This window comes from Nonomuraea ferruginea, assembly GCF_039540635.1.
GTDB classification, from domain to species: domain Bacteria; phylum Actinomycetota; class Actinomycetes; order Streptosporangiales; family Streptosporangiaceae; genus Nonomuraea; species Nonomuraea ferruginea.
In genome coordinates this window covers 212,821-236,720 of sequence record NZ_BAABFD010000005.1, presented here as the reverse complement: position 1 = coordinate 236,720, position 23,900 = coordinate 212,821, and the positions used below count along the sequence as shown (strand labels likewise).

Annotated in this window: 21 protein-coding genes; 12 read left to right on the top strand and 9 right to left on the bottom strand. The window is 69.7% G+C overall.

Annotated features, from left to right (window positions below; translation table 11 throughout):
- The first annotated feature begins 335 nt into the window (after positions 1-335).
- Positions 336-803 carry a hypothetical protein gene (locus ABD999_RS12030; protein ID WP_271275061.1) on the top strand — a complete coding sequence of 156 codons (468 nt, stop codon included), beginning with the start codon at positions 336-338 and terminating at the stop codon, positions 801-803.
- Between the two features lie 88 nt (positions 804-891).
- The gene (locus ABD999_RS12025; protein WP_271275062.1) at positions 892-1,428 is read left to right on the top strand and encodes an RICIN domain-containing protein; all 537 of its coding nucleotides are present in this window, start codon (positions 892-894) and stop codon (positions 1,426-1,428) included.
- Positions 1,429-2,451: 1,023 nt separating this feature from the next.
- Here the strand turns inward: ABD999_RS12025 and ABD999_RS12020 are convergent.
- The gene (locus ABD999_RS12020) at positions 2,452-2,931 is read right to left on the bottom strand and encodes a hypothetical protein (RefSeq protein WP_271275063.1); all 480 of its coding nucleotides are present in this window, start codon (positions 2,929-2,931) and stop codon (positions 2,452-2,454) included.
- Positions 2,932-3,278: 347 nt separating this feature from the next.
- Here ABD999_RS12020 and ABD999_RS12015 point away from each other — a divergent pair, with 347 nt between their 5' ends.
- The 3 genes from ABD999_RS12015 (at position 3,279) to ABD999_RS12005 (ending at position 8,237) form a co-directional block, all read left to right on the top strand.
- Entirely contained in the window at positions 3,279-3,830 is a 552-nt protein-coding gene (locus tag ABD999_RS12015; protein ID WP_271275064.1) for an RNA polymerase sigma factor, read from the top strand.
- On the top strand, positions 3,823-4,995 hold the full coding sequence (locus ABD999_RS12010) for a CU044_5270 family protein (RefSeq protein ID WP_271275065.1): 1,173 nt from the start codon (positions 3,823-3,825) through the stop codon (positions 4,993-4,995). The genes ABD999_RS12015 and ABD999_RS12010 overlap by 8 nt, the downstream gene beginning before the upstream one ends.
- Before the next feature lie 551 nt (positions 4,996-5,546).
- Positions 5,547-8,237 carry an endonuclease/exonuclease/phosphatase family protein gene (locus ABD999_RS12005; RefSeq protein ID WP_271275066.1) on the top strand — a complete coding sequence of 897 codons (2,691 nt, stop codon included), beginning with the start codon at positions 5,547-5,549 and terminating at the stop codon, positions 8,235-8,237.
- Between the two features lie 44 nt (positions 8,238-8,281).
- Here the strand turns inward: ABD999_RS12005 and ABD999_RS12000 are convergent, their stop codons facing one another.
- From ABD999_RS12000 to ABD999_RS11990, 3 genes are read right to left on the bottom strand one after another with little or no spacing between them, the layout of a single operon-like run.
- Positions 8,282-8,770 (bottom strand): hypothetical protein, encoded by a 489-nt coding sequence (locus tag ABD999_RS12000; protein WP_271275067.1) that lies wholly within the window; start codon positions 8,768-8,770, stop codon positions 8,282-8,284.
- Complete coding sequence (locus tag ABD999_RS11995; RefSeq protein WP_148030870.1) at positions 8,767-10,245, bottom strand: sensor histidine kinase; 1,479 nt, start codon at positions 10,243-10,245, stop codon at positions 8,767-8,769. The genes ABD999_RS12000 and ABD999_RS11995 overlap by 4 nt, the downstream gene beginning before the upstream one ends.
- A gap of 7 nt (positions 10,246-10,252) precedes the next feature.
- A complete protein-coding gene (locus ABD999_RS11990; protein WP_187281087.1) occupies positions 10,253-10,927 on the bottom strand; it encodes a response regulator transcription factor in 675 nt (224 codons plus the stop codon).
- A gap of 191 nt (positions 10,928-11,118) precedes the next feature.
- Between ABD999_RS11990 and vanY-N the strand changes: the two genes are divergently transcribed.
- Positions 11,119-11,691 (top strand): D,D-peptidase/D,D-carboxypeptidase VanY-N, encoded by a 573-nt coding sequence (gene vanY-N, locus ABD999_RS11985; protein ID WP_271275068.1) that lies wholly within the window; start codon positions 11,119-11,121, stop codon positions 11,689-11,691.
- 19 nt (positions 11,692-11,710) lie between these two features.
- Here the strand turns inward: vanY-N and ABD999_RS11980 are convergent, their stop codons facing one another.
- Positions 11,711-11,848, bottom strand: a complete 138-nt coding sequence (locus ABD999_RS11980) for a hypothetical protein (protein ID WP_271275069.1) — start codon at positions 11,846-11,848, stop codon at positions 11,711-11,713.
- A gap of 707 nt (positions 11,849-12,555) precedes the next feature.
- Here ABD999_RS11980 and ABD999_RS11975 point away from each other — a divergent pair.
- From ABD999_RS11975 to ABD999_RS11965, 3 genes are all read left to right on the top strand, one after another.
- The gene (locus ABD999_RS11975; RefSeq protein ID WP_271275070.1) at positions 12,556-13,158 is read left to right on the top strand and encodes a superoxide dismutase family protein; all 603 of its coding nucleotides are present in this window, start codon (positions 12,556-12,558) and stop codon (positions 13,156-13,158) included.
- A gap of 168 nt (positions 13,159-13,326) precedes the next feature.
- Positions 13,327-13,710: a DUF3592 domain-containing protein gene (locus ABD999_RS11970; protein ID WP_271275071.1), complete on the top strand. Its 384-nt coding sequence runs from the start codon at positions 13,327-13,329 to the stop codon at positions 13,708-13,710.
- Positions 13,711-13,760: 50 nt separating this feature from the next.
- Positions 13,761-14,597: an alpha/beta fold hydrolase gene (locus ABD999_RS11965; protein WP_271275072.1), complete on the top strand. Its 837-nt coding sequence runs from the start codon at positions 13,761-13,763 to the stop codon at positions 14,595-14,597.
- Between the two features lie 80 nt (positions 14,598-14,677).
- On the opposite strand, the gene ABD999_RS11960 is transcribed toward ABD999_RS11965, so the two are convergent.
- The 3 genes from ABD999_RS11960 to ABD999_RS11950 are packed head-to-tail and all read right to left on the bottom strand — an operon-like array spanning position 14,678 to position 18,284.
- A complete protein-coding gene (locus ABD999_RS11960; protein ID WP_271275073.1) occupies positions 14,678-16,855 on the bottom strand; it encodes a xanthine dehydrogenase family protein molybdopterin-binding subunit in 2,178 nt (725 codons plus the stop codon).
- Complete coding sequence (locus ABD999_RS11955) at positions 16,852-17,835, bottom strand: FAD binding domain-containing protein (protein ID WP_148030875.1); 984 nt, start codon at positions 17,833-17,835, stop codon at positions 16,852-16,854. The genes ABD999_RS11960 and ABD999_RS11955 overlap by 4 nt, the downstream gene beginning before the upstream one ends.
- Positions 17,832-18,284, bottom strand: coding sequence for a (2Fe-2S)-binding protein (locus ABD999_RS11950; protein ID WP_219547344.1), 453 nt, complete (start codon positions 18,282-18,284; stop codon positions 17,832-17,834). Before ABD999_RS11950 ends, ABD999_RS11955 begins: the two co-directional genes overlap by 4 nt.
- A gap of 719 nt (positions 18,285-19,003) precedes the next feature.
- Between ABD999_RS11950 and ABD999_RS11945 the strand changes: the two genes are divergently transcribed.
- A complete protein-coding gene (locus ABD999_RS11945) occupies positions 19,004-20,005 on the top strand; it encodes a pentapeptide repeat-containing protein (protein ID WP_271275074.1) in 1,002 nt (333 codons plus the stop codon).
- A gap of 72 nt (positions 20,006-20,077) precedes the next feature.
- Here the strand turns inward: ABD999_RS11945 and ABD999_RS11940 are convergent, their stop codons facing one another.
- A complete protein-coding gene (locus ABD999_RS11940) occupies positions 20,078-20,572 on the bottom strand; it encodes a hypothetical protein (RefSeq protein ID WP_271275075.1) in 495 nt (164 codons plus the stop codon).
- Between the two features lie 281 nt (positions 20,573-20,853).
- Between ABD999_RS11940 and ABD999_RS11935 the strand changes: the two genes are divergently transcribed.
- Both ABD999_RS11935 and ABD999_RS11930 read left to right on the top strand, forming a co-directional pair.
- Positions 20,854-22,644 (top strand): AMP-dependent synthetase/ligase, encoded by a 1,791-nt coding sequence (locus ABD999_RS11935; protein ID WP_333485685.1) that lies wholly within the window; start codon positions 20,854-20,856, stop codon positions 22,642-22,644.
- 62 nt (positions 22,645-22,706) lie between these two features.
- On the top strand, positions 22,707-23,822 hold the full coding sequence (locus ABD999_RS11930) for an acyltransferase family protein (protein WP_271275076.1): 1,116 nt from the start codon (positions 22,707-22,709) through the stop codon (positions 23,820-23,822).
- Positions 23,823-23,900: the final 78 nt, after the last annotated feature.

Below are 23,900 nucleotides of genomic sequence, written 5' to 3'. Positions count from 1 at the left end.
ATAGCTGGGCTGTCCCGCTTTCGACCGTAACTGCCGCAGCTCGAACGCGAAACGCTGTAACGAATTCGCATCTGGATCAAGCGGACGCTCACGTCTGCCCATGCCCCCACTCCCCGGCGGCCCATCTTTGTTTGTTCAGCGGCACGAGCGGTCCTGAACAATCTCCCTGATGCTATGTCTGGAATCGGCAGGACGCGGCGACCCCTCGCCGTGAGAGCTCATCGCGCGGTGGAGATCACGAGTAGGTGACCTTTCCTGCCTGATCACGCAGAAAAATGTCCATGCCAAACACACAACGCCCCTCGGGGAGGGGACTGATTTCGGGGAGACGACAAGTGTCGAAAGCGAAGATCGCGGTGCTCGCCGCAGCGGTGACAGGAATGGCGGCCGGCCCCGTGCTCGCCGCGGCGGCTCCGGCCCACGCTGTTTCGTGCAGTTCTTCGGGGATTTTCACCGCGGCGGTCCGCGAACTGTCTCAGGACATCGGGTACAACGGGCCGCGGACTGTCAAGCTGCAACTGGTCAACATCAGGAGCAGTGACTACAGCTACGCCTTCCTGACGGGAGCCGGAGGCACCGGGGTGCAGCGGGGGGACTCGGTCTGGGTCGAGTGGAAGAACACCAGTACGAGTCCATGGGAGAAGTGCCCGGCGTCGACGGCGGCCACGGACGCCACGGCGGCCGTCAGATCCACCGGCGCCCACAACATCAACCACCCGATGCGGGCGTGCCTGTCGTACTGGGCTACGGCGATCTACCGCAGCACCGTGTGCACCGGATCCTTCACCGATCACCCTGAGTAATGAACCGCGGCGCCCGGCGGCGCCATCACGGACAGCGGTGCGTGCCACCGACGGAGACGGGAGAATTCAGGTGCGAACATCTCACAAAGTGATCACTGCCGTGTCAACGGCGTTGCTGGTCGTCGTGGGCGTCGGCGCGAGCAACGCCGTCGCGGAGGCGGTCCCTTCCGCCACCGCCGGTGTGGCGGCCGTGGGCTCCCGGCTGATCAACGGCGACGGAGACACTTCCGGAACCTGCCTCGAGATCGAGTACGGCGGTACGGGCACAGGAGTCCGCATGGCCGGCTGCCACGTCAACGCCCACCAGAGCTGGCGCTTCACCACCCACACCGGGGGCTACGTCGCCATCCGCAGCCATGACCCCGACCAGGCGGGCAACTGTCTCAGCGCCGGAAGCGTCGTGTCGGAGTCGCCGTTCATGAGGGACTGCACGGACGGGGTCGACGCGGACATGGCCTGGACCCAGATCCACCGCTCGAACGGGTGGTTCCAGCTGCACAGCAAGGCCTACCAAGGCCTGTGCCTCGCAGTGATCGACATCGGCGCGAGAGATCTGGTGACGATGCATCAGTGTGGTGGCGCGACCCAGGGCAACCAACTCTGGCACTGGGCCTCAGTCGGCTGACCCACGGACGGCGCTGATCGCGGAGATCGGCGTACGGCAGGACGGGAGCGGGCCTGCGCTCGCCGAGAACTTCGTCCGTGCGGGCCAAGCCGTATGTGAGTACTCGTGGAGTACGGCGACGACGCGCTGGTCCTCGCGGTCGACGTGGAAGATCCACTATGCCGACCTGCCGGTCATGCCGACCCGGACACGATCGGGACGGGTGGCCGGCAGTGGTCGTCCGCGGACAGGTGGATCTTGGTTGTGCAGCCGTTACGGGAGCGGCCCAAGCACGTTCCAGTCTGATTACCTCCACCAGCCGGACGGCCAGCGTGGCCAGCACCGGATCGCCCCGGTTTGTCCCGCCGTGAATCCCCACAACCTTCCCAGAATATGATGGTAAGAGGAGAAACAAGCGGGGCTGTATGGGAGTATTGGCCGGTGCGTTCGCTGATGGGACTGGCAAAGCGAAGTAGGGTCTCCCTTGTGGGAGCAATCTCGGCTCTCTGCTTATCTATGGCCCTCGCGGCCTGCTCTTGGGAGAAGGAGCTCGCAGTCGATGGTCGAGCGATAGGCGAAGTCCAGAAGATTGGAACGGTGCTAGCGGAAGCGGAGTCGAGATTCAATGAGTCGAATTCCGTCGTCGTAACACACTACGTAATCGTAGATATGGGGTCGTCTGATCCTCGGGCCGCCCTTGAGCAGGCGATAGGAAACTTGCGGGAAGCTCGCTGGCGGGTCGAAACTGACCGCGCGCCGGCATGGGTGCAAATGATGTCTCATCGATGGAAAAATGTCCTGCTAACGGTGGAGACAGCGGATTCATATTTGGCTGGAGGTTCTATGTCTAAGGCTTCAGTATGGCTGAAATTGCAACCTGATGCTGAAGATCGCAACACTCTGCTCGTCCTTTACCTGCGTCGCATGGACACTTAGGAGTATTTGCTAAGCATTGTCAGTTTGTTCAGTGGGCGCGTCTATTCGGTGCCACCGAACCTTGAGCGCGTGCCGGCGAAGGCCGAGCGGGTCCAGGACGGCCAAGCATCAGTCCCACGAGTTGAAGAGCGTCGCGCCAAGGGTCTGCGGCTTCCAGTGCTTGATCTGGCTCCACTCCGCAGTGGACAGAGCAGCAGTGTCCGCCTCTGCCAGGGGTGCCATGAGCAGCGACGCGCTCAAGACGGTAAAGCCGCAGTCGTTGAGGGAGGCTGCCCAGGCGGGTGGATCCTGGAACCCGTCGGCGTACCAGTAGCGCAGGTCGTCCACGAAGGCGATCAGTGGATACTGAGCGTGGAACAGCGCAACGTGCACTCCATCTCGATCGTTGATCGTTGCGCTGTGAAAGTTCTGCGGATACTGCTGTTCCGCGAAAGTCCCGACCTGCCCGCAGGCGGCCCGGGCTGCGGCGTACCAGACGGTACGACACGCCCGGGGATCAGTCTCTGGCAGCGGCGAGTCTCTGGAGTGACGGAACCCCGTTGAGCCCCGCTCCAGCCGGAAGGCGACCTGTGGGCTGTCCGCCTTCAACCCCCCTCGGTCCTCTTCGCCGTCATAGGACAGTTGGCAACTACTGAAACACACTTCCGCAGCTCAGAGTACGGTGATCGTGTGATCGTGGGCCAGGCACTGATCCGACCAGCGGTCACAGTGATCCCTGATTGAGAGTCGACCTGAATGAATGCCCAATGCCGGGGATGCCAGCGCCCCGAGTGAGTGTCAAGCTGCGCTACCGCCGACTCACGCACTGTCCAAGGGCTCTTCCCCTGATCAGGCGGTGACCTGAACCGAGGCTCAGCGACGGGCCGTGAAAGTATCACGGCACTTCGGGCAAGAACGGACGACCATCGTTCACTTGACCCAGCGGAGACGCCTGTATGGCCGTTCCACCTGACCTGGCCGACCCACCCGATCTACGGGTGGACTTCGAGCAGATCTTCAATGCGCACTTCACCGAGATCCACCGCTACATCGCCAGGCGGTTGTCCGACGACGTCGCCGACGACCTGGCCGCCGAGGTGTTCCTGGCGGCCTATCGGGGCGGCTACGACGCCTCGCGCGGTGGGGTGCGTCCGTGGCTGTACGGGATCGCCACCCACCTCATCGCACGGCATCGCCGTACCGAGATCCGCAGATGGAAGGCGCTCAGCCGGACGGCCGAGCGCGACGCGCACAGTCCCGAGGACGCTGCTCTGGCCCGCGTGGCCGCGGGTCAGCTGACCGGCAAGCTGGCGGGGGCGCTGGCCGGACTCAACCGCGGGGACCGCGACGTCGTGCTGCTGAGCATGTTGGGCGAGCTCAGCCACGCCGAGGTCGCCGCAGCCCTGCAGATCCCGGCGGGTACGGTCGCCTCCCGGCTCAACAGGGCCCGCAGGCAGCTCCGCAAGGCACTCGGCGACGTCAACCCTTTGGAGGACACCCATGGATGAGCTGAGCCTCCTGGCGAGAGCACTGCCTGACGCTCCGCCACCATCGGCGGAGGTGGTCGAGAAGGCCCGCGCCCGGCTGGCCGCCGCCCAGCACAAGCCGGTACGGTCAGGCAGAGCGGATCGGCGTGGCCTCGCCTGGGGATGGGCCTTGGGAGCGGCCACGGCCACGGTCGCCGTCGTCATGGCCGTCGTCACGCTGGCGTCGAACGGGACCGCCGTCCCCCCGCCGGTGCTCGTGCCCGCAGGCGCCAACGATGCCCTGCTCCGGCTGGCGGACCAGGTCGCGAAACTGCCGGACGAGGACGGCGACTACTGGCGCAGGCCCTTGCTCAACAACGGGCTGATGAGGGTCCGGGCGGGCGGAGAGACGTTCAACGTCCTCTCCTCGTCACGGATCGACCTCTGGCAGCCGCGCGACCCCGGCGACCCCGTCCAGGTGGAGCAGCGGCAGCAGTTCGTCCGCCCCGCCACCGAGGCTGACGAGCGCGCCTGGCAGGCGGCGGGTTCTCCGCGCACGGTCCAGCGAGTGTGCGCGCCGGGCACCCGGGCAGGCGACTGCGCGAAGGTCCGGCTGCGGGCCAAGCCCTCACAGTGCATGTACACGCGCGCGGCCGAGCCGGGCGGCGTGCTCGGTGATTCACGACTGGCTGAACTCACGCTCGCTGACCTCGCGGCCCTGCCCGGCGACGCCGAACAACTCCGGGAGAAACTGCGAACCTACTGGAAGGCCCGTCAGGACGGCCCGTCCAAGGACAGCTTCGAAGAGTTCCTCTCCACCTCCTCCGCCCTTCTGGAGCTTCCGGTCCAGCCCTCGGTCAGGGCAGCCGCCCTGCGTCTCCTCGCCGGACTGCCGACGACCAAGGTGCTCGGCTCGATCACCGACCCTCTGGGACGACCGGGAATCGAGGTCACCTTCATGAAGAGCGAGGGTTTCGTCCGGCAGTTCGGCACCGGCGACGAGGTGGCGGAGCGGTACTCCACCATCCTCGACCCGCGGACCGGCACCGTCCTGACGGCCAACGCCGCGATCGCGGTCGAGAGCTCGGCGGGGCTCGCCAAGGGGACATTCATCAACTATCAGGCATGGGCCCCTGAGTCCGGCTGGACCGGCGAACGCCCCGAGCGGCCACACGGCTGCCGGCCCAGCGACCGCCCGCTCCCGTGACAGGCCGCCCTGGGCAGCCGCGCTCACCACCTTCCTTGTGAACGTTTCTCCGGAGACCCGGGAGTGGCGTGCCGGGGCCAAGTCACTTCGCCGATGGCCGGAGAATGTCGGACAGCACTGAGAACACGTATGCGTCGTGGCAAGCGGCTTCTGCCCGGACCCTGAAACGCTATACCCAGAAACGGATTTACGGGCTCGGGAAAAACTAGCGGCCGTCGGTGGGCGCGCCTGCGCCCACCCTGGTCACCACGTGACTCTTGGATCGATCCTTCCTCGATGAATGGTGACCTGCGAAAGCACGTCCCCGGCGACAGGCCCGTCAGGCAGCCCCCGTATCACCCGGATTTCCCCTGGACAGGAAGTTCGGCATGACAAACACTTCCTCTGGTCGTCGGATCGACGGGATGAGCGGAACATCAACGGGGAGAACAGTGTCTGGAATTACGCGTGTCAGCCGTGTCCTCACTTCCTTAGCCATGCTCGTTGCGCTTTTGGCGGCTCCTCTGGGTGAGCGGCCGGCGATGGCGCAGGCCGAGCGACCTCTGAAAATCATGAATTACAACCTGTGCGGCGCCGTGTGCAACCACGGCGAGACCGGCGTCGTGGACATGGTCCACAGCAAGATCCAGGCCGAGCAGCCCGACGTCGTCACCCTGCAGGAGACGTGCCGCAGCCAGGCGGAGAGGCTCCAGGAGCTGCTCGGCGACGCCGGCTACAAGTCGTACTTCTCCAGCTCCCGATTCTGGCCTCCGGCGGAGTGGGAATGGTGGCCCCCCGATCTCACGCCGACGTGTGACACCGTAGCCCCGTACAGCGCGGGCAACGCCATTTTCGTGCGAGCGGACATCAGCGACGCCGACGACCTGCAGTTCTCGACGGGCCGCGGCATCGGGTGCGTGACGGCGGCCTTCGAGATCAGGACGCGAGTGTGCACCCTGCACGGCACTCCCGACGACCCGACCGCCGCCAAGGAGATCGAGGAACTCGCCACCGACCTGTTCCCGCCGCACCTCAGGCGGATGCCCTTCATCCTGACCGGGGACGTGAACGTGGCCCCGGACTGGCCCTCACCCGAGAATCCGGCCGTCGGCCGGTTGTACGCGCCGGAGGCAGGGGGCACCGGAGACTACTGGGAGGTGGACCAGTTCGCCGGATGCCCGGGCTGCCCGCCCAAGCCGGGCGGCGCCAAGACCCACCCCAGCGAGGGGAAGATCGACTACATCTTCGTCAGCAAGGCGCACTTCGACCGTGACGTGTCCGCCCGCGTGGAGAACGAGGGCGACTGCGTGGTCACCGGGGAAGACCCGAAGCCCGACGACGGGCGCTGCTCGGATCACGACATCCTGTGGGGAGAGGTGACGCTCCGCGTCAACGAGCCGGTCCGGGTCTTCCAGTTCAACGTCTGCGGTGCCAAGCAGATACCCCAGCCGTCCTGCGCGAACAGCGCGGTGAGCGGGGCGGTTCCGGCCATCGCCTCCTCGATCCTGGACTTCCGCCCCGATCTGGTCACGTTGAACGAGGTGTGCCGCGACCAGTACGACAAGCTGCTGGAGACCGTACGCGCCAACGGCTACGACCTGCACGGCGAGTTCGCGATCACCCGGAGTCCAGCGTCGAAGTGCGGCGGCTCCCAGGAGCTGGGCAACGCGCTGCTCAGCCACACACCGCTGACGAATCCGGCCGTTACGCCGCTGCCCCAGGGCGGGGAGCCCGAGACGTACAACCTGACCTGCGCCGACACCACGCTGCGGGAGCAGACGGTACGGGGGTGCGTCACGCAGCTGAGCGCCGAGGCCGGCCTCCGCACGGAGCAGGCAGAGGCGGTCGCCGCCCAGGTGGACGCCGGCGTGCCGGTGATCCTCGGCGGCGACTTCCAGGACCGGCCCTGGGAGGCGGCGCTGACCCCGTTGTACGCCCACCACGGCGGCACCGGTGTCCTGCACGAGGTGGACGAGACCGACACCGCGTACTTCGCCAGTCCCGAGCACAGTTGCCCGGTCACCGATCGGACATGCCGGACAGGCGAGGGTACGGTTCCGCTGCCGGTCGCCCTGCAGCACAAGCGGGACTACATCTTCGTCAGCGATCACTTCGCGGCACTCGACGGCGATGCCACGCGCACGTCGGTCTCCAGCCACGTCCCGCTGCGCGGCTGGGCGACCCTGATGACCGGCGACGGAGGAGTAGGTGGCGGGGGGCCATCCGATCCGCCGCCGGGGCAGAACCTGCCGCCCACCGTCTCTGCCGGTCCGGACGTCTCCGGCACCGAGGGGCAACGGCTGCGGCTGCACGGGTCCGTCGGAGACCCGGATTCCACACCTACGATCACCTGGAGCTACACGGCGGGCGAGGCGGACCCGGGCACGACGTGCTCCTTCGGCGACGCCCACGCCCCGTCCACGACGATCTCCTGCACGGACGACGGCACGTTCACCGTCACGCTCACCGCGAGCGACGGGGTCAACGCGCCGGTGAGCGACTCGGCGCGGGTCCGGCTGCGCAACGCGCCGCCGCGGCCGTCCATCACCGGTCCCGCGCCGTGGTCGGTCCATCGCGCGGGCACGCAGGTCAGCCTCACGGCGCCCTTCACCGATCCGGGCGCCAACGACACCCACACCTGCGCGATCGTCTGGGACGACGGTCGTACGGACTCCTTCGCAGCGACGAGCGGCGGCTGCGATCGCGCCCACACCTTCACCGACGCCGGCATGTACACGGTCACGGTGAAGGTGACGGACGACGACGGCGGCGAGGGCACCGCCAGTGTCATGGTCATCGTGTACGACCCGGAGGCGGGATTCGTCACGGCCGGCACGCATCTTGAGTCGCCGGCCGGGGCGCTGACCTCGGATCCGTCGGCGACGGGCCGGGCGCACTTCCAGTTCAACCCGAAGTACCACAAGTCAGACACAGGCCCGGTGCCGAGCGGCGGCAAGGTGAGCGCCCGCCTCACCGGCACCGATTTCGACCTCGACGCCACCGGACTCGAGTGGCTGGTGATCACGCCGGACGGCAAGGCGGCGGTCAAGGGCAAGGCGACCGTGGCCGGTCGGAGCGGGTACGGCTTCGTCCTGTACGGCCATGACGAGCCGGACAGACTGCGCCTGGTCGTGTGGCCGCTCAGCCAGGCACCGTACCCGGGCGGCCCGCCGGCGTACGACAACCGGCGGGTCGACGAGTTCGACATCGACCGCTTCGATCCTCAGGCCGTCACCGGAGGGAACATCACGGTGCACCACTGAGCTACGCCCGCCCTGTCATGCGCGAGCGTGACAGGGCGCAGCCGTCACTCCGGGCACGTCCGGGGGCCGACGCTCTGCCCGGCACCGACGACGGTGACCTGGAGGAGCTTCTCCGGCGACGTGGCGCCGGCCGTGCACACGATCTGGTCGACGGCCAGCGGGGACAGTTCGCCGGCAGGAGTGGACAGGGTCACCGTCACGTGGCCGACCGGCTCGGCGGTCACCGAGAACGGGCCGGCCTCGGACGGGACGTCGGTGGTGAATCCGCGCGCCCGCTCCCTCGCGGTGGGTCCGGCCGCGAGCAGCGCGAGCGTGTCCGCTTCGAGCAGTGGACGACCACCCGGTCCGGGCCGCGTCACCGCCAGGAGCCGGCCGTTCCTCACCAGGTAGAGAGTGATCGTGGTGGTGGGCGCGACGCCTCCGCTCGGAGGGTCGCCGGCGGGGATGACGTCGCTGGGCCGCACACCGCAGCCGGCCACGGCGAGCGCTACGAGACCCGCGGCGAGCACGCGGCGGGCCGGCCCGGTCCTCACGCGGAGCCTCCGTCCGGATCGTGGGTCCGGCAGGGCAGGCGCAGCGTGAACACGGCGCCGCCGTCCGGGGCGTTGACGACAGTGAGGTCACCTCGGTGCAGGCGCGCGTTCTCCCGCGCGATGGCGAGGCCGAGGCCGCTGCCTTCCGACCTGGCCCTGGCCGCGCTGGCCTTGTAGAACCGGTCGAACACGTGCGGCAGCACCGCTTCGTCCAGCCCCGGTCCGTGGTCGCGGACCTCGAGAGCGACCCACCGCGGATCGGCGGAAAGCCGTACCGACACCGGCGGCTCGCCGTGCCGCAGGGCGTTGCCGACCAGGTTCGCGAGGATGACGTCCACTCGGCGCGGGTCCAGGCGCGCCGTCACCCCGGGGGGAAGCTCGGTGTGCACGGACTCCGACCAGCCCCGGGCACGCAGGGTCGCGCGCACCAGCTCGGCCACGTCGACCTCGTTCAGCGCGAGGGTCGCGACGCCCGAGTCGAACCGGCTGATCTCGATGAGGTCGTTCACCAGCCCGGTGAGGTTGAGCGTCTCCTGGCTGACCAGCCTGGCGGCCCTGCCGGCGTGCTCGGGCAGCCCGGCCGCCTCCTCGTCGAGGACGTCGGCGACCGCGGCGAGCGCGGCCAGCGGGGTGCGCAGCTCGTGGGACACGTCGGCCACGAACCGGCGCGAGTCGGCCTCCATCTCACGGAGTTGCTCGACGTGCCGTTCCAGCTCCGCGGCGGTGTCGTTGAACGTGCGCGCCACGTCGGCCAGCTCGTCGGAGCCTCGGACCGCGACCCTGGCCCGCAGGTCGCCCTCGCCCAGCAGGCGCGCCGCCCGGCCGAGCTCGCGCACCGGGCGCAGCACGCCACGAGTGGCCAGCGACGCCAGGACGACCGCGAACACCAGGGCCGCCCCGCCGGTGAGCCAGGCCCAGGCGGCGAGCCCGTCGATGCTGCGCTGTTCGGGAACCAGGCTGTGGGCGGTGTAGACCTCGATGCCCGACACCCGCGTCGTCCGGTCCGGCTCGGTGATCACCAGAGGCGCGCCGATGATCAGGAAGGGCTCGCCCTGCCACACCACGCGTTGCCACGCCATGCCGCCCTCGGCCACCGTCCGCCGCAGCTCGGGTGAGATCGTTCCGGGAGCCAGGCCCGGCGCACGCGGCGGACGGCCCGGCACCGCCTGTCCCGGCGGCGGGCCGGCCGGTGACTGCGCACCCTGGTAGAAGGCGACCGCGGAGCTGTTCCGGTCGGTCATGGCACGGGCGATCTCGCCGAGCTCGGCCGGGCCCGGCGTCGCGCTCCGCAAGGGGTAGAGCGCCTCCAGCCGGCTCCGCATCGCCTCCACCGCGGCATCCTGGGTCCGCTGCAGGATGTCGTTGCGAGCATGGACGTAGATCCCGCCGGCCACCCCTGCCGCGGTGACCACACACAGCAGGGCGAACGCGGACAACAGCCGGGCACGCAACCCCAGGCTCGGCCATCGTGCCACCGGCGGCTCACACCGGCCCGAATCGGTACCCGAACCCACGCACCGTCTGAACGTAGACGGGCGCCGCCGAGTCGTCCTCGATCTTCGCGCGTAACCGCTGCACGCACGCGTCCACGAGACGCGAGTCGCCGAAGTACCCGTGCTCCCACACCGACTCCAGCAGCTGCTGGCGGCTGTGCACCCGGCCGGGCGTGCCGGAGAGTTCGAGCAGCAGGCGCAACTCGGTCGGGGCTAGGCTGACAGGCGCGCCGCGCTTGGCGACCACCAGCCCGGCGCGATCGATGGTCAGGTCCCCGTACCGCTCCAGCTCCGCCTGGTCCCGCCCGATCCGCCGGAGAACCGCGCGAATGCGTGCCTCCAGCACCCTGGGCTGCACCGGCTTGACCACGTAGTCGTCGGCGCCCGCCTCCAGCCCGGCCACCACGTCCATGTCGTCGCCGCGCGCGGTCAGCATGATGATCGGCACCTCCCGGGCGGCCCGGATGCGGCGGCAGACCTCGAACCCGTCGATGCCAGGCAACATGAGATCGAGCACGACGACGTCGGGAAGGTCCACGCGCAGCCGGTCCAGCCCCTCCTCGCCGGACTCCACCGCCCGCACCCGGTGTCCATGCCGGGTCAGGGCCAGCTCCAGGCCCTCCCGTACGGCCGGGTCATCTTCGATCAGCAACACTCGCGACACGCCGCCGAGTTTCACAGCACGCTCCGTACCTCGCCCGCCGGTCAATCCCTCCACTGTCGGCCAGCCGTGTCCCCGCCTCGTCAGCACCGTGTCATGGTTGTATCACGGTCGCACCCGGCGCCGGCCGCCGTCGACGAACGGTGACATGCGGCGGACGGCGCGCGCGCATTCGGCGCCGATCGTTGTTCGTCATGAACGAACCGCGAACCATCCCCCTCCGGCCCCGTGACCGGCTGTTCGCCGCGGTCACGCTGGTGCTCGCCGTGCTCCTGCTGCCCGTGGGGTTCGTCCGCCGTCCCGGCCACGCCCGCGAACTGGCCTGCCGCTGGGCGTTGGGGATGCGATTCCCCGCCGAGGACCTCACCGGGCTCACCGACGGCGCCATGGCGGCGTTCACCGCGGCACGCACCGAGGCGCTCTGGCGTCACGGCCGGCTCGTCGGCCTCACCTCGGGATACCGCGATCCCCAGGTCCAGCAACGGTTGTTCGACGAGGAGGTGCGGCGCTCCGGCTCCCCGGCCTCGGCCCGCATGCTCGTGTTACCGCCGGCGGAATCCGGCCACGTCAAGGGCATCGCGCTGGACGTACGCCCCCGCGAAGGCGCGCGCTGGCTGGAGGAGCACGGCGCCCGCTACGACCTCTACCGCGTCTACGACAACGAGTGGTGGCACTTCGAGCACCGCCCGGACCGCCGCGGCACGCCACTGCCACGACGCCCCCACCCCGGCGTGAACCCCATGGCCGAGAACGGGGACCAGGTGTAGCCATTGTCCGTCAGGACGTTCAGCCGTCGGGATACGAAGGCGTGTCGAGGTCGCGGATGCGCGAGTGCCGCGCCTGGAACCAGTCGGTGGCGAGGTCGGTTCCGGTGATCCGTCCGATCAGTGTCAGGGCGGAGCTGACGCTCTCGTCCGCTTCCACGGGGTCGACGTTGTCATCGGTGATCTCGAAGCGCAGCCTTCTGCATGGCCGCCTCTCGTCTTGGGGCGTTCCCCAAGACGCCTTCTCCAGGTGGTGCGTTACGGAGTGCTTTCGATGGCCGTGATCTTTTCACACCGAAGAAGTCAGGCGCGGGAACCGGTTGTCGCAGCCCGGGGCGCGACTGGTAAAAGCCCAGCCAGCAGCCCCGTTCAGGGGATATCTGGGGAAGGTACGGGTGAGCCGTTGGGTTTGTACCTACGGGAGGGTGCTGAAGCGGTACCCGACTGTGGGCCTGGTGCTCTCCCAGCCGCCGATCGCTTTGGGGGGATGACCATGGCTATCCGCTACTACCTAGTCGGCGCGTCCATCCGCTTGGTGCAGCCAGAGCCGGGAGACGGCTTCGAAAACGGCGAATCAGCGTCACGCCGACGCCGCCGCAGTAGACGACGCCGCCGTTGAGCGGTCCAGTGTCAGGGCATCCCTGCGTCTCAGGGGAGCCCTGACGGCACTTCTGTGACGAGATCCCAAGGCTTCGAGCCGGACGCTCTGGCGATGGCGAACTTTTACCTCCGGCATCGGGGCAGTGGACGAAGCCGGGGGGATTTCTGTGGCGAGGCCCCTTGGACATCGCGGCTCGCCGTTCTCGCGTCCAACGGTGCCGCCGTCGTCTTCACCTGGGGAAGACGCCACACAGGGGGAGACTTCCGATGGTACGAAAGGCTCGTCTGGCTCTGGTCGTGATGCTGGGCGTGGGAGTGGTCGCACTGAGCGCGGCCGCGCTGGGAGCGATGATGCCGGCGCGGGACGGTGCGCCGGCCGGTGCCGTGATCAAGAATGCCGAAGGCCAGACGGTCGGCTCGCTCCAGGTGGAGGACGCCGGGAACGGCAAGTCCAAGATCACGGTCGGGGTGACGAACTTGCCGGCCGGTTTTCACGGCTTCCACGTCCACGCCAAGGGCGTCTGCGACGCGCAGTCGAAGGACCCCGACACCGGCAGCCCCTTCTTCAGTGCGGGAGGACACTTCGACCTGGGCTCGCAACCGCACGACCGCCACACCGGGGACCTGCCCAACCTGCTGGTCGGCGCGGACGGCACCGCCACCGCCTCATCGGTGACCGACCGCTTCCAGGTGGCACAGCTCTTCGACGGCGACGGCAGCGCCATCATGATCCACTCTCTGGCCGACAATTACGCCAACATCCCCGACCGCTACCGGAACGCGGAAGGTGAGGCCGGGCCCGACGCCGAGACGCTGAAGGCCGGCGACTCCGGCAGCCGCATCGCCTGCGGTGTGATCACCAGAGGCTAGCGGGGTCCACGCCCTCCCACGCGCCTTGACGTCGGGAGCCTGAAAAACGTCGACGTGGTGATGAACCAAACCGCCGGTTGCGTAGTCGATCAGATAGAACCCTTGGCAACGGCGGATCGCCGCCCGAGCGAAAGGTGATCCTTAGTGGAATCGACATCTTCGCCCGGCATGCTCTTCGTTCTCGGGCTGGCGAACCTGGCGTGCGGCGTCTGGCTCCTGCGCAGGGCACGGCGGTTCCGCGCCCACGGGGTCCGGGTGCCCGGCCTGGTCACCGGCCTGGAGAGGAGCAGGGACCCTGACAGCAAGGCGTGCTATCCCGTCTTCCGCTTCACGACCCGCGATGGCCAGGAGGTCGAGATCACCTCGCGTTACGGCGAGAGCAGGCCTCCTCGACCAGGAGATCGCGTCACCGTCCTCTACGACCCTGAGAAGCAGCGGAACGCTCGCATCGACACCGGCGGCCAGGACGGTTCCACGATGGGGAGGTGGGTCGTGGGCATAGGCCTTTTCCTCATCACCCTCGGCGCGCTCACCGCCTTCACCATCATTTGATTCCGGCTGGCTCCGCGGCCGTCGTTCACCCGATCACTCAAGGAGTGTTCATGTCCACGCTGGTGTTAGTCCACGGTTTCTGGCACGGCGCCTGGTGCTGGAACGAAGTCGTCCCCCATGTGGTGGCCGGCGGCCGCCTGACCGTCGCGGTGGACATGGCGGGGCATGGGCTGTACGCCCGCCGTCCTCGATGGTCAACCGAACAGCCGTACAACCCCGAGGCGGTCGGGACCGAGGTCTCGCCCGTGGCGGACGTGACTCTCGACGACGCGGCCGAGTTGTTGACCTCGCAGATCAAGCGGATCGGCGGTGGCGAGCCGGTCACGGTGGTCGCCCACAGCGCGGCCGGTCCCGTACTGACGCGAACGGCCCAGCGGACACCCGAGCTGGTGGCGCACGCCGTGTACCTCACCGCGTACATGCCGGCGTCGGGCGTGTCCGCGGCGGCGTACACGCGGCTTCCCGAGGCCGCCGACGACCGGGTCGCGCCGTTGCTGCAGGGTGACCCGGCCGCCATAGGCGCGCTGCGGCTCGACTTCGCCACGGACGACGCGGTCTACCGGCAGGGGCTTCGCGAGGCGTTCTACGGAGACGTGGACCCGGTCCTCGCCGACGCCGCCACCGGCCTGCTGACACCCGACGGCCCGATCGGCGTCATGCTGGGCGCCACCACCCTGACTCGCGACGGCTGGGGGTCGGTGCCGCGCACGTACATCGTCTGTACGAGGGACATGGCCATCCGGCCGGGCCTGCAGGCGAAGTTCGTCGCGGAGGCCGACGCCGCGTTCCCGGACAACCCGACCTCCGTCGTCACGCTCGACGCCTCCCACTCGCCATTTCTCTCCAAGCCCGGCGAACTGGCCGACCTCCTCATCCCGCTCGGCTGAAACGACGGCGTAGGACACCCATGTACGGCGGGCCCACGGACGAGCTCCTCGACAGAGCCGCTGACCCCCGCGCGCAGGGGTCAGAGCAGCTTGTCCTGGGTGAAGGGGACGTCCCTGAGGCGCCGGCCGATGGCGTGGTAGATCGCGTTGCCGATGGCCGCGGGCACGCCGGTCCCGGGCGTCTCGCCGAATCCGCGGATCCCGGCCAGCTCGGCGTCCGGTTCCGGCCGGTCCACGAACAACGCCTCCACCGACGGCGCGTCCGCGCAGACCGGGACCAGGTAGGTGGACAGGTTCGGGTTGACGACCCGGGCGGTGGCCGGGTCCACCATCGTGTGCTCCATCAGCGCGAAGCCGAGCCCCCACATCACACCGCCGATGACCTGCCCGCGCGCGGTCCGGTGGTTGAGCACCCGCCCCAGGTCGTGCGCGGTCACCACCCGGGTCACGCGCAACCTGCCCAGCCTCGGCTGGATCCGCACCTCCAGGAACACCGCGCCGAACGAGTGCCCGGGTGTGCTGTTCCGCTTGTCGCCGGTCACCTCGACGGAGCGGCCGTGCCGGGTCATGACCGCGCGGTAGGTGTCCACGCGGTCGCCCCCGGCGGACAGACGGCCGTCCCGGGCCACGACCTCCTCGGCGGGCACGCCGTGCAGCGGGGAGCGCGGGTCGGCGACGGCGAGCGCGATCACGGCCTTCCGCGCCTTCGCCGCCGCGTCGGCCGCCGGGGCGGCCACGCTGGGCATGGTGGACGACCCCGCCGACAAGGACGCGTCGGGGTAGGCGGTGTCGCCCAGCAGCGTCGTGACCTGGTCGAGCGGCATGCCGAGCCCTTCGCAGACGATCTGGGTGAGCACGGTGTAGGTGCCGGTGCCGATCTCCTGGGTGGCGGCCCGCAGGGTCGCGCGCCCGTCGGGGCCGATGGTGAGGCGAGCCCGGGACGGGATGACGGTGTGCGTGTGGGTCTCGGTGGCCATGCCCCAGCCGACGTACTCGTCTCCGTCCCTGGTGGTCCCCGGCCTGGGGCTGCGCCGGGCCCAGCCGAACGCCTCCGCCGCGGCCCGGTAGCACTCCAGCAGCCGCTTGTCGGCGTACGGCACGGGAGGATCGGGCTGCTGGTCGACCTCGGTGTGGTTGCGTATCCGGAGCTCCACCGGGTCGATGCCGAGCTCGTAGCTCAGCTCGTCCATGGCGGTCTCGAGGCCGAAGTGAGCGGTCGTCTCCGGCGAGCGCATGTAGCTCGACGTCGGCAGGTCGAGCCGCACACCCAGCTGCCGTACGTGGACGTTCGGGCAGGCGTACAGGCGCACCGTGGAGTCACCGCCGTTGTAGACGTTCTCGTCGACGCGGGTCACCTGAGCCGTCGAGGTGCTGACGACGGCGGTCAGCGCGCCCTGCCGGGTGGCGCCGAGCCGGAGGTGGTGGCGGTACTCGGCGCGGTGACCGTTGGAGGTGTACATCTGCGCGCGCGTCAGCACCAGCTTCACCGGCCGGCCGCAGAGTCGCGCCGCCGCCGCGGTGAGCAACGTGTGCGGATAGGTGGGACCCTTGGCGCCGAAACCACCGCCCAGGTAGGGGGAGACGACCCTGACGCTCCCCTCGGACATGCCGAACGCGATCTGGACGGTGTTGCGGGCGAAGACCACGCCCTGGGTGCTCTCGTACAGGGTCAGCGTGCCGTCGTCCTCCCAGACGGCGGTGGTGGTGTGCGGCTCGATCGGGTTGTGGTGCTGCATCGGGCTGCTGTAGGTCCGGTCGACGCGTACGGCGGCCTGTCCGAGTGCCGCGGCGGCATCGCCGCGGCTGTACTCGTTGGGCTTGTCGCGGAAGTCGTCCGGCAGGAACGCCTCGTCGAGCACGTCGGCCATCCGGGCGACCGGATCCTCCGCCCGATAGCGCACCTTCACCAGGCCGGCGGCCTCCTGTGCCTGCTCCAGGGTCTGGGCCACGACGTACGCGACGGGCTGCCCGTGGTGGTGCACCCGCGTGTCCTGCATGGGGATGAAAGGCCTGTTGTACGGGAAGTTCGGCAGGTTCAGCCGCGGCATGTCGGCGTGGGTGTGGACCGCGACGACGCCGGGATGCGCGAGCGCCGCCCTGCGGTCGATCTCGAGGACCTCGCCGCGGGCGATCGTGCTCATCACCAGGGCGCCGTGCAGCACACCGGGCACCTCCTGGTCCGCGGCGTAGCGGGCCGCGCCGGTGACCTTCGCCCGGCCGTCCACCCGCGCCACGCCCTGCCCCACCAGCCCGCTCATCGAAGCCCTCCCAGCTCGCCGAGAACGCTCACCAGCGCCCGCTGGACGAGCTCGACCTTGAACCTGTTCCCCTCGTACGGTTTCGCGTCCCTGACCAGGATCCGGCCCGCCTCGTCGATCGCCTGCCGGGTGAGCGGCCGGCCCCGCAGCGCCGCCTCGACGCGGGTGTCCCGCCACGGGCGGGTGCCCACGCCGCCGAAAGCCAGCCGTACGTCCCGTACGACATCGCCCCTCGTCCGCAGCGCGGCCGCCACCGACACCACCGCGAACTCGAACGTGGCCCGGTCGCGCAGCTTCAGGTAGCGCGACTGCCCGGCCAGGGCGGTGCGCGGCACGTCCACCCTGGTGATCAGCTCACCCGGGCGCATCACGGTCTCCCGGTCCGGCGTGGACCCGGGGAGAAGGTAGAAGCCGGCGATGGGGACGGCGCGCTCGCCGCCGGGACCGAGCAGGCGCACGGTCGCGTCCAGGGCGGTCAGCGCCACCGCCAGGTCCGACGGGTGCGTGGCGATGCAGTGCTCGCTGCCTCCCAGGATCGCGTGTCCCCGGTTCTGCCCGCTGATCGCCGGGCAGCCGCTGCCCCGTACCCGCCTGGCGCAGGGAGAGGCCGCATCGCGGAAGTAGCCGCACCGGGTGCGCTGCAACAGGTTCCCGCCGATCGAGGCCATGGTGCGGATCTGCGGGGACGCCGAGGCCAGCAGCGCCTCCGACAGCATCGGGAACTCCCGCCGCACTCCGGGGTGCTCGGCGACCTGCCGCATCCGGGCCGCCCCGCCTATCCGCAACGAGCCGGAGCCGACGGTGATTTTGCCGAGGTCCAGCCGGTTGACGTCCACGAGGTGGTCGTGCGCCTCCGCGCCGTCGCGCATCAGGTTCAGCAGGTCCGTGCCGCCTGCCACGAACGTCGAGCCGGGGGTGGTCGCGGCCAGCCGCACCGCCTCGGCCGGATCGCGCGCGACCGTGTAACCGAAGGCCCTCATCGCCGCACCTCCTTCGCGGCGTCGGCGACGGCGGCGACGATGTTCTGGTAGGCCGCGCACCGGCACAGGTTGCCGCTCATCCACTCGCGGATCTCCGCCTCCGAGCCCGCATGCCCCTCGTCGATGCAGGCCACGGCGGACATGATCTGACCGGGAGTGCACGCGCCGCACTGGAAGGCGTCGTTCCGGATGAACGCCTCCTGTACGGGGTGCAGCTCCTCTCCTCGCGCCAGCCCTTCCACCGTGGTGATCTCGGCCCCCTGCCGCATCACCGCCAGCGTCAGGCACGACTTGACCCGCTCGCCGTCGGCCAGCACCGTGCACGCCCCGCACTCGCCCCGGTCGCAGCCCTTCTTGGTGCCGGTGAGGCCGAGCCGCTCCCTTAACGTGTCCAGCAGCGTCACCCGCGGCTCCAGGACGACCTTGCGCAGCCGCCCGTTGACCGTCATGGCGACCTCCACCGAGGCCCCGGGGGCGACGGTGTACGCCTGAGCGGTGGTGGCCGGGGGAGTCGCGGCGGCGGGAGCGGCGACGCCCGCAGCGGCCACGGCGGTGCCCGCCGCGGCGGCCTTGAGCACCGCACGACGGCTGGGCGCGGGCGTTTCAGGGGCTTTCGTCCGTTGTCCCGGTGGCACGTCCGGTTCGGAGGTGGATCCGCTGCCGTGGAAGATCATCATGCTCCTTCTCCGTACGGAACCGGCTCTGCGACAGGGCCCGGTCCCTGGTCCCGGGAGCTCCTTCCGGCCGGTGACCGGATGACATGTAATCGATGGCAACAATATTTCGTTAACGGCGATGCGGTCAAGAGGTGCTAACGGGAAAGTGTTAACGGTGATACGGCGCGGGCCTTTCCGGAGGGGTCACGATCTTGTCACGCGACCTCCGGCATCCTGGCCGCTTGAGCATCATCAAGCCCATGGCCAAGAAGAGCTCTAAGCGGTAGTCCGGTCGGTGAAGCCTTCGTCGATCATCGTGGGGGCGCTGGTGCTCGTGACCGTCCCGGCGCTGGTGTGGATGCTGGGCCCCGGGAGCCACCTGGGTTCTGGAGAACATCGACGGCGTCACCCTCGATGACGGCATCCCACCACCGGCCACCTCGCCCCCGAACGAGCTGACCGGCACCGACTGGGCCGCCGCCGTCGCGGCCGTTCGCGGCAACGTCCTGGCCGTGGCCACCGGCCTGGCCGCGTTGCTGGCGGTGTTCTACACCGCGCGCAACGCCGACACCGCGCGGCGCACCTTCCGGCTCGGCGAGCGCGGCCATGACACCGACCGCTTCAGCAAGGCGGTCGAACAGCTCGGCGGCGGCCCGGCCCCGGTCCGGCTCGGCGGCCTGTACGCGCTCGAACAGCTCGCGCAGAACAACCCGAGGCTGAGGCAGACGGTCGTGGACGTGATCTGCGCGTATCTCCGGATGCCGTGGACTCCGCCGCGCGAGGAGGACCGGCAGCAGCGGATCCGCGCCGCCCAGCGCGCCGCCCGCACCCGTTCGCCTGGCCGTACCGAGACCCGGGCCGGCCGGGCGCCGGAGGAGGAACGCCAGGTTCGGCTCACCGCGCAGCGCCTTCTCGCCGACCACCTGGCCTGGTGCGAACGCCGCTGGTGGCAGCGCCCCACCTCGGTCAACCCGCGCTTCTGGCCGGGCATGCGCCTCGACCTGTCCTACGCCACCTTGCTCGACTTCGGTCTCGCCAACTGCCGTGTCCTTCACGCGGACTTCCACGGGGCGACCTTCATCGGCCGCACCTCGTTCAGCCGCGCGACCTTCGTCGGCGACGCCTCGTTCACCGGCTATGCCTCGTTTCACAGCGCGACCTTCACCGGCCACGCCGATTTCGGCGGGGCGGCCTTCACCGACTACACCGCGTTCCGGGGCGCGACCTTCGCCAGTTACGCCGACTTCTACGGAGCGACCTTCGGCGGCTCGACCTGGTTCGAGAAGGCGTCCTTCAGCGAGGAGGCTTCGTTCCTCCTGGCGACCTTCAAGGGCACCACCTCTTTCGACGAGGCGACCTTCAGCGGCCCTGTCTCGTTCAACGAGGCGACCTTCGCCGGCCGCGTCACCTGCACAGACGTCCGGGTGACGCACCCGAATCCTGGGAACACATGGCCGCCGGGATGGCGTCTGGAGTACGGGCGCGGCGGCGCGGTATTGACGCCGGACGGGTGACCCTCGAGAAGACGAAGACGCCCCCACCGGGTGACAGGCGGGGGCGTACGTCGTCGTTCCGAGGAGGCTGGTTCAGCAGACGCTGATCCACTCCGTCGCGTACAGGATTTCGTTGGGGATGCCGTGCCTGCCGTTTCCGTAGGACGCGATCTCCGCCTGTGAGGCGTTGTAGAGCCGCACCCTCGCGCCGCCGTACTGGTTGTTCACGACAGCGCCCGCGTTGATGAAGTTGTAGACCTTCCGCCATCCGCACTTGAACATGGGGAAGCCGGTGTGGGTTCCGTCGCCGTCTCCCACGGTGATGCATGCGTAACCATTGAATTGCTCGGTCTCGCAGATATCCAGGAACTCCTCCCGCATCTCAGGGAAACTCAGGTCCATGCGAGGCTCGCCGGAGTAGAGCGGAACGACCCGAGGGGTCCAGGCCGCGGTCGCGATGGCCGTCGATGTGGCCGTCGCCGACGTCGTCGACGCGACGATCATGGTCGGCACCACCAGTGCCAACCCGATGAGCATGACAAGTGCCCTGAGCGCGCGCCTGGGGCCGGGAATGCTGCGAGTTCCCATCAGTCCTCCTGACTGTCAGTTCTGGGCTTCATCCTCATGCGGTGCGAATAGATCAGCCCAGGACACCCTGAGGACATTCACCGGACACAGCGGCCCCGCCCGAAGGCGTCGATGGGACGCCGGTGCACGGGGCCCACCACGCGTCGACCGCGGCGATGTCGGCGTCGGTGGGATGGGCGAGCCGGTTCACCAGGTCCACGGTCGGCGACGGCTGTCACGTGTGTGCCCGGTGACCTGGGGAAGCAGGCTAATTGCTTCGCCCCTTCTGCACAGGAGGACGGATGATGCGTGTCCGTGAAGTCCCGGCCCCGATGACCGTTGCCCCCGACGCCCAGCTCGCCGACGTGGTGTTCGCCGACGACCGGGTCGACGGCGACATGGTCCTGTTCCGGCGCCGGTCGGCCGGCGGCTGGCGTCCGGTGACGGCCGGGCAGTTCGCGGCCGACGTCCGCAGCTTGGCGGCAGGATTCCTCGCTGCCGGGATACAGCCCGGCGACCGGGTCGCGCTGCTGGCCGCCACCAGCTACGAGTGGACGCTGGTGGACTACGCCCTGTGGGCGGTGGCGGCGCTGCCGGTCCCGATCTACGAGACCTCCTCGGCCGAGCAGGTCCGCTGGGTGCTGGAGGACGCCGGCCCGGTCGCGGCGGTGGTCGAGCACGAGACGCATCGCCGCTTGGTCGAGGACGCGGCCGAGGGCCTGCCCGGGCCGCGGGTGTGGCAGATCGACGACGGCGGTCTGGACCGTCTCCGCGAGGACGGGCTGGCCGTGGACGAGGCCCGGCTGCGTGAGCGCCGCCGGGCGGTGTCGGCAGACGACCTGGCGACGATCATCTACACCTCGGGCACCACGGGCCGCCCGAAGGGCTGCATGCTGAGTCACGGCAACCTGCTGTACGAGGCGCGCGTCGCGATCGACAGCCTGGAGCGGATCTTCGGCCGGGACGCCTCGACCCTGCTGTTCCTCCCACTGGCCCACGTGTTCGCGCGGGTGATCCAGGTGGCCTGCGTGGAGCGGGGTGTGTGCCTGGCGCACAGCGCCGACCGGGCCAGGCTGACCGAGGACCTGGCCGCCCTGCGACCGACGTTCCTGCTGGCGGCGCCCAGAGTGTTCGAGCGGGTCCACAACAGTGCTCAGCAGCGGGCCCAGGCCGAGGGCAAGGGCAGGATCTTCGACTGGGCCGAGCGGACCGCCGTGGCCTACAGCCAGGCGCTGGACGACGGGCGGCCGGGCTGGCGCCTGCGGCTGGCACACCGCCTGTCCGACCGGCTGGTGTACGGACGGCTGCGGGCCGCGCTCGGCGGCCGGGTCGGCTACGCCATCTCCGGCGGAGCGCCGCTGGGCGCACGGCTGGGCCACTTCTTCCGAGGAATCGGCATCACCGTCCTGGAAGGGTACGGGCTGACCGAGACCAGTGCCGCCGCGACCGTCAATCTGCCCCACGCGCAGAAGATCGGCACGGTCGGGCCGCCCCTCCCCGGGGTCGAGGTCCGGATCGACGACGACGGGGAGATTCTGATCAGGGGCCCGATCCTGTTCCAGGGCTATTGGCGCGACGAACAGAAGACCAGGGAGAGTCAGACCGCCGATGGCTGGCTGCTCACCGGCGACCTCGGCGCCCTGGACGAGGACGGGTTCCTGACGATCTCGGGCCGCAAGAAGGAGATCATCGTCACCGCCGGCGGCAAGAACCTCGCCCCGGACCCGCTCGAGGACCGCCTGCGCACCCACCGGCTCATCAGTCAGGCCGTGGTCGTGGGCGACCGTCGGCCGTACACCGCCGCCCTGATCACCCTGGACGCCGAGGCGCTGGCGTCATGGAAGCGGGCCGCCGGCAGGCCCGAGCACGCCGGCCCGGCCGAGCTCCGTGACGATCCGGATCTGCTGTCCAGGCTGCAGACGGCCGTGGACGAGGCCAACAGGGCGGTGAGCCGGGCCGAGTCGATCCGAAGGTTCCGGATCCTCGCGGTCGACCTGACCGAGCAGAACGGGTATCTGACCCCGACCCTGAAGGTCAAGCGTTCCTTGGTCCACAAGGACTTCGCGGCGGACATCGAGGAGCTGTACCGCTGAGCGCCGGACGCCAGGACCGGCAGACCGGCCGCGTCGCGGGCAGGCGATCGACGCTGGACCGGATGGTGGCGGACACGCCGGCGTCCCGTGACCGGGTGGTCGACGCCGCCCGCGCGCTGTGCATCGTGGTCGTCACCCTCTGGCACTGGACCTTGTCGGTCAACCATCGCACCGCCGACGGCAGCCTGGCCATGCCCAACCCGATCGATGCCGTGCCCGGTGGCTGGCTGGCCACCTGGGTGCTGCAGATCATGCCGGTGTTCTTCCTGGTCGGCGGGTACGCCAACCTGGTCGGCCGGCAGCGGGCCCAGGCACGCGGGACGACCGCCGGCCAGTTCGTCCGGGGCCGGTTGCGCCGGCTGCTGTGGCCGACCGCCGTCTGGGCCCTGGTCTGGCTCGCCGGCGAGCTGATCGCCGCCGCCCTGCCAGGCCCGCACCGGTGGATGTGGGAGTGGTTCCCCGGTTACCTGACGCCGCTGTGGTTCCTGGGTGTGTACGGCCTGCTGATCGCCGCGGTGCCGATCACCGCGAGCTTGCACGACCGCTACGGAGCCGGAGTCCTGGCGGCGCTCGTGCTGCTGATCGCCCTCGGCAGCGTGGCGAACCGCGGCGCCGGCCTGGCCTGGGCGGGCTGGGTGACCGCCGCCCTGGTGTGGGTGTTCTGCCACCAGCTCGGCTACGCCTGGCGCGGCTGGGAGCTGGGGCGGCGGCCGCCGGCGCAACGGCTGGCGGTCGCCGGGATCGGGCTGGCCGGGCTGGCCGGGCTGACCGTGGGAGCGGGCTACCCCCTCTCGATGGTGGGCACCACCGGCGCCGAGTCCAACATCTTCCCGACCAACGCCGCCATCGCCGCCCTGGCCGTCTTCCAACTCGGGCTGCTGGCCCTGATCACGCCGGCCGCCGAGCGCCTGCTGCGCCGGCCGGCTGCCTGGAAGCCGGTGGTGGCACTCAACGTGGCCGCGTTGACCATCTTTCTCTGGCACATGACCGCGTACCTGGTGGTGCTGTGGGCCTATGAAGGGCTGGGCGGCACTCTGTCGGCGGAGCCGACCGCCGGCTGGTGGGCGCAGCGCTGGCTGTGGCTCCTGGCCCCTTCGGCCGTGCTGGCCGTGCTGGCCGCCCTGTTCCTCCAGGTCGAGCTGGCCGCCCGCCGGCCCCGTAAAGAGGCAGGTCGCTGACCTCGGCACGCTGATCCGCTCGCCGTGACGGCCCCCTTGCGCCGGGATACCCCACCGCCGGTCCGAGGGCATCAGCCG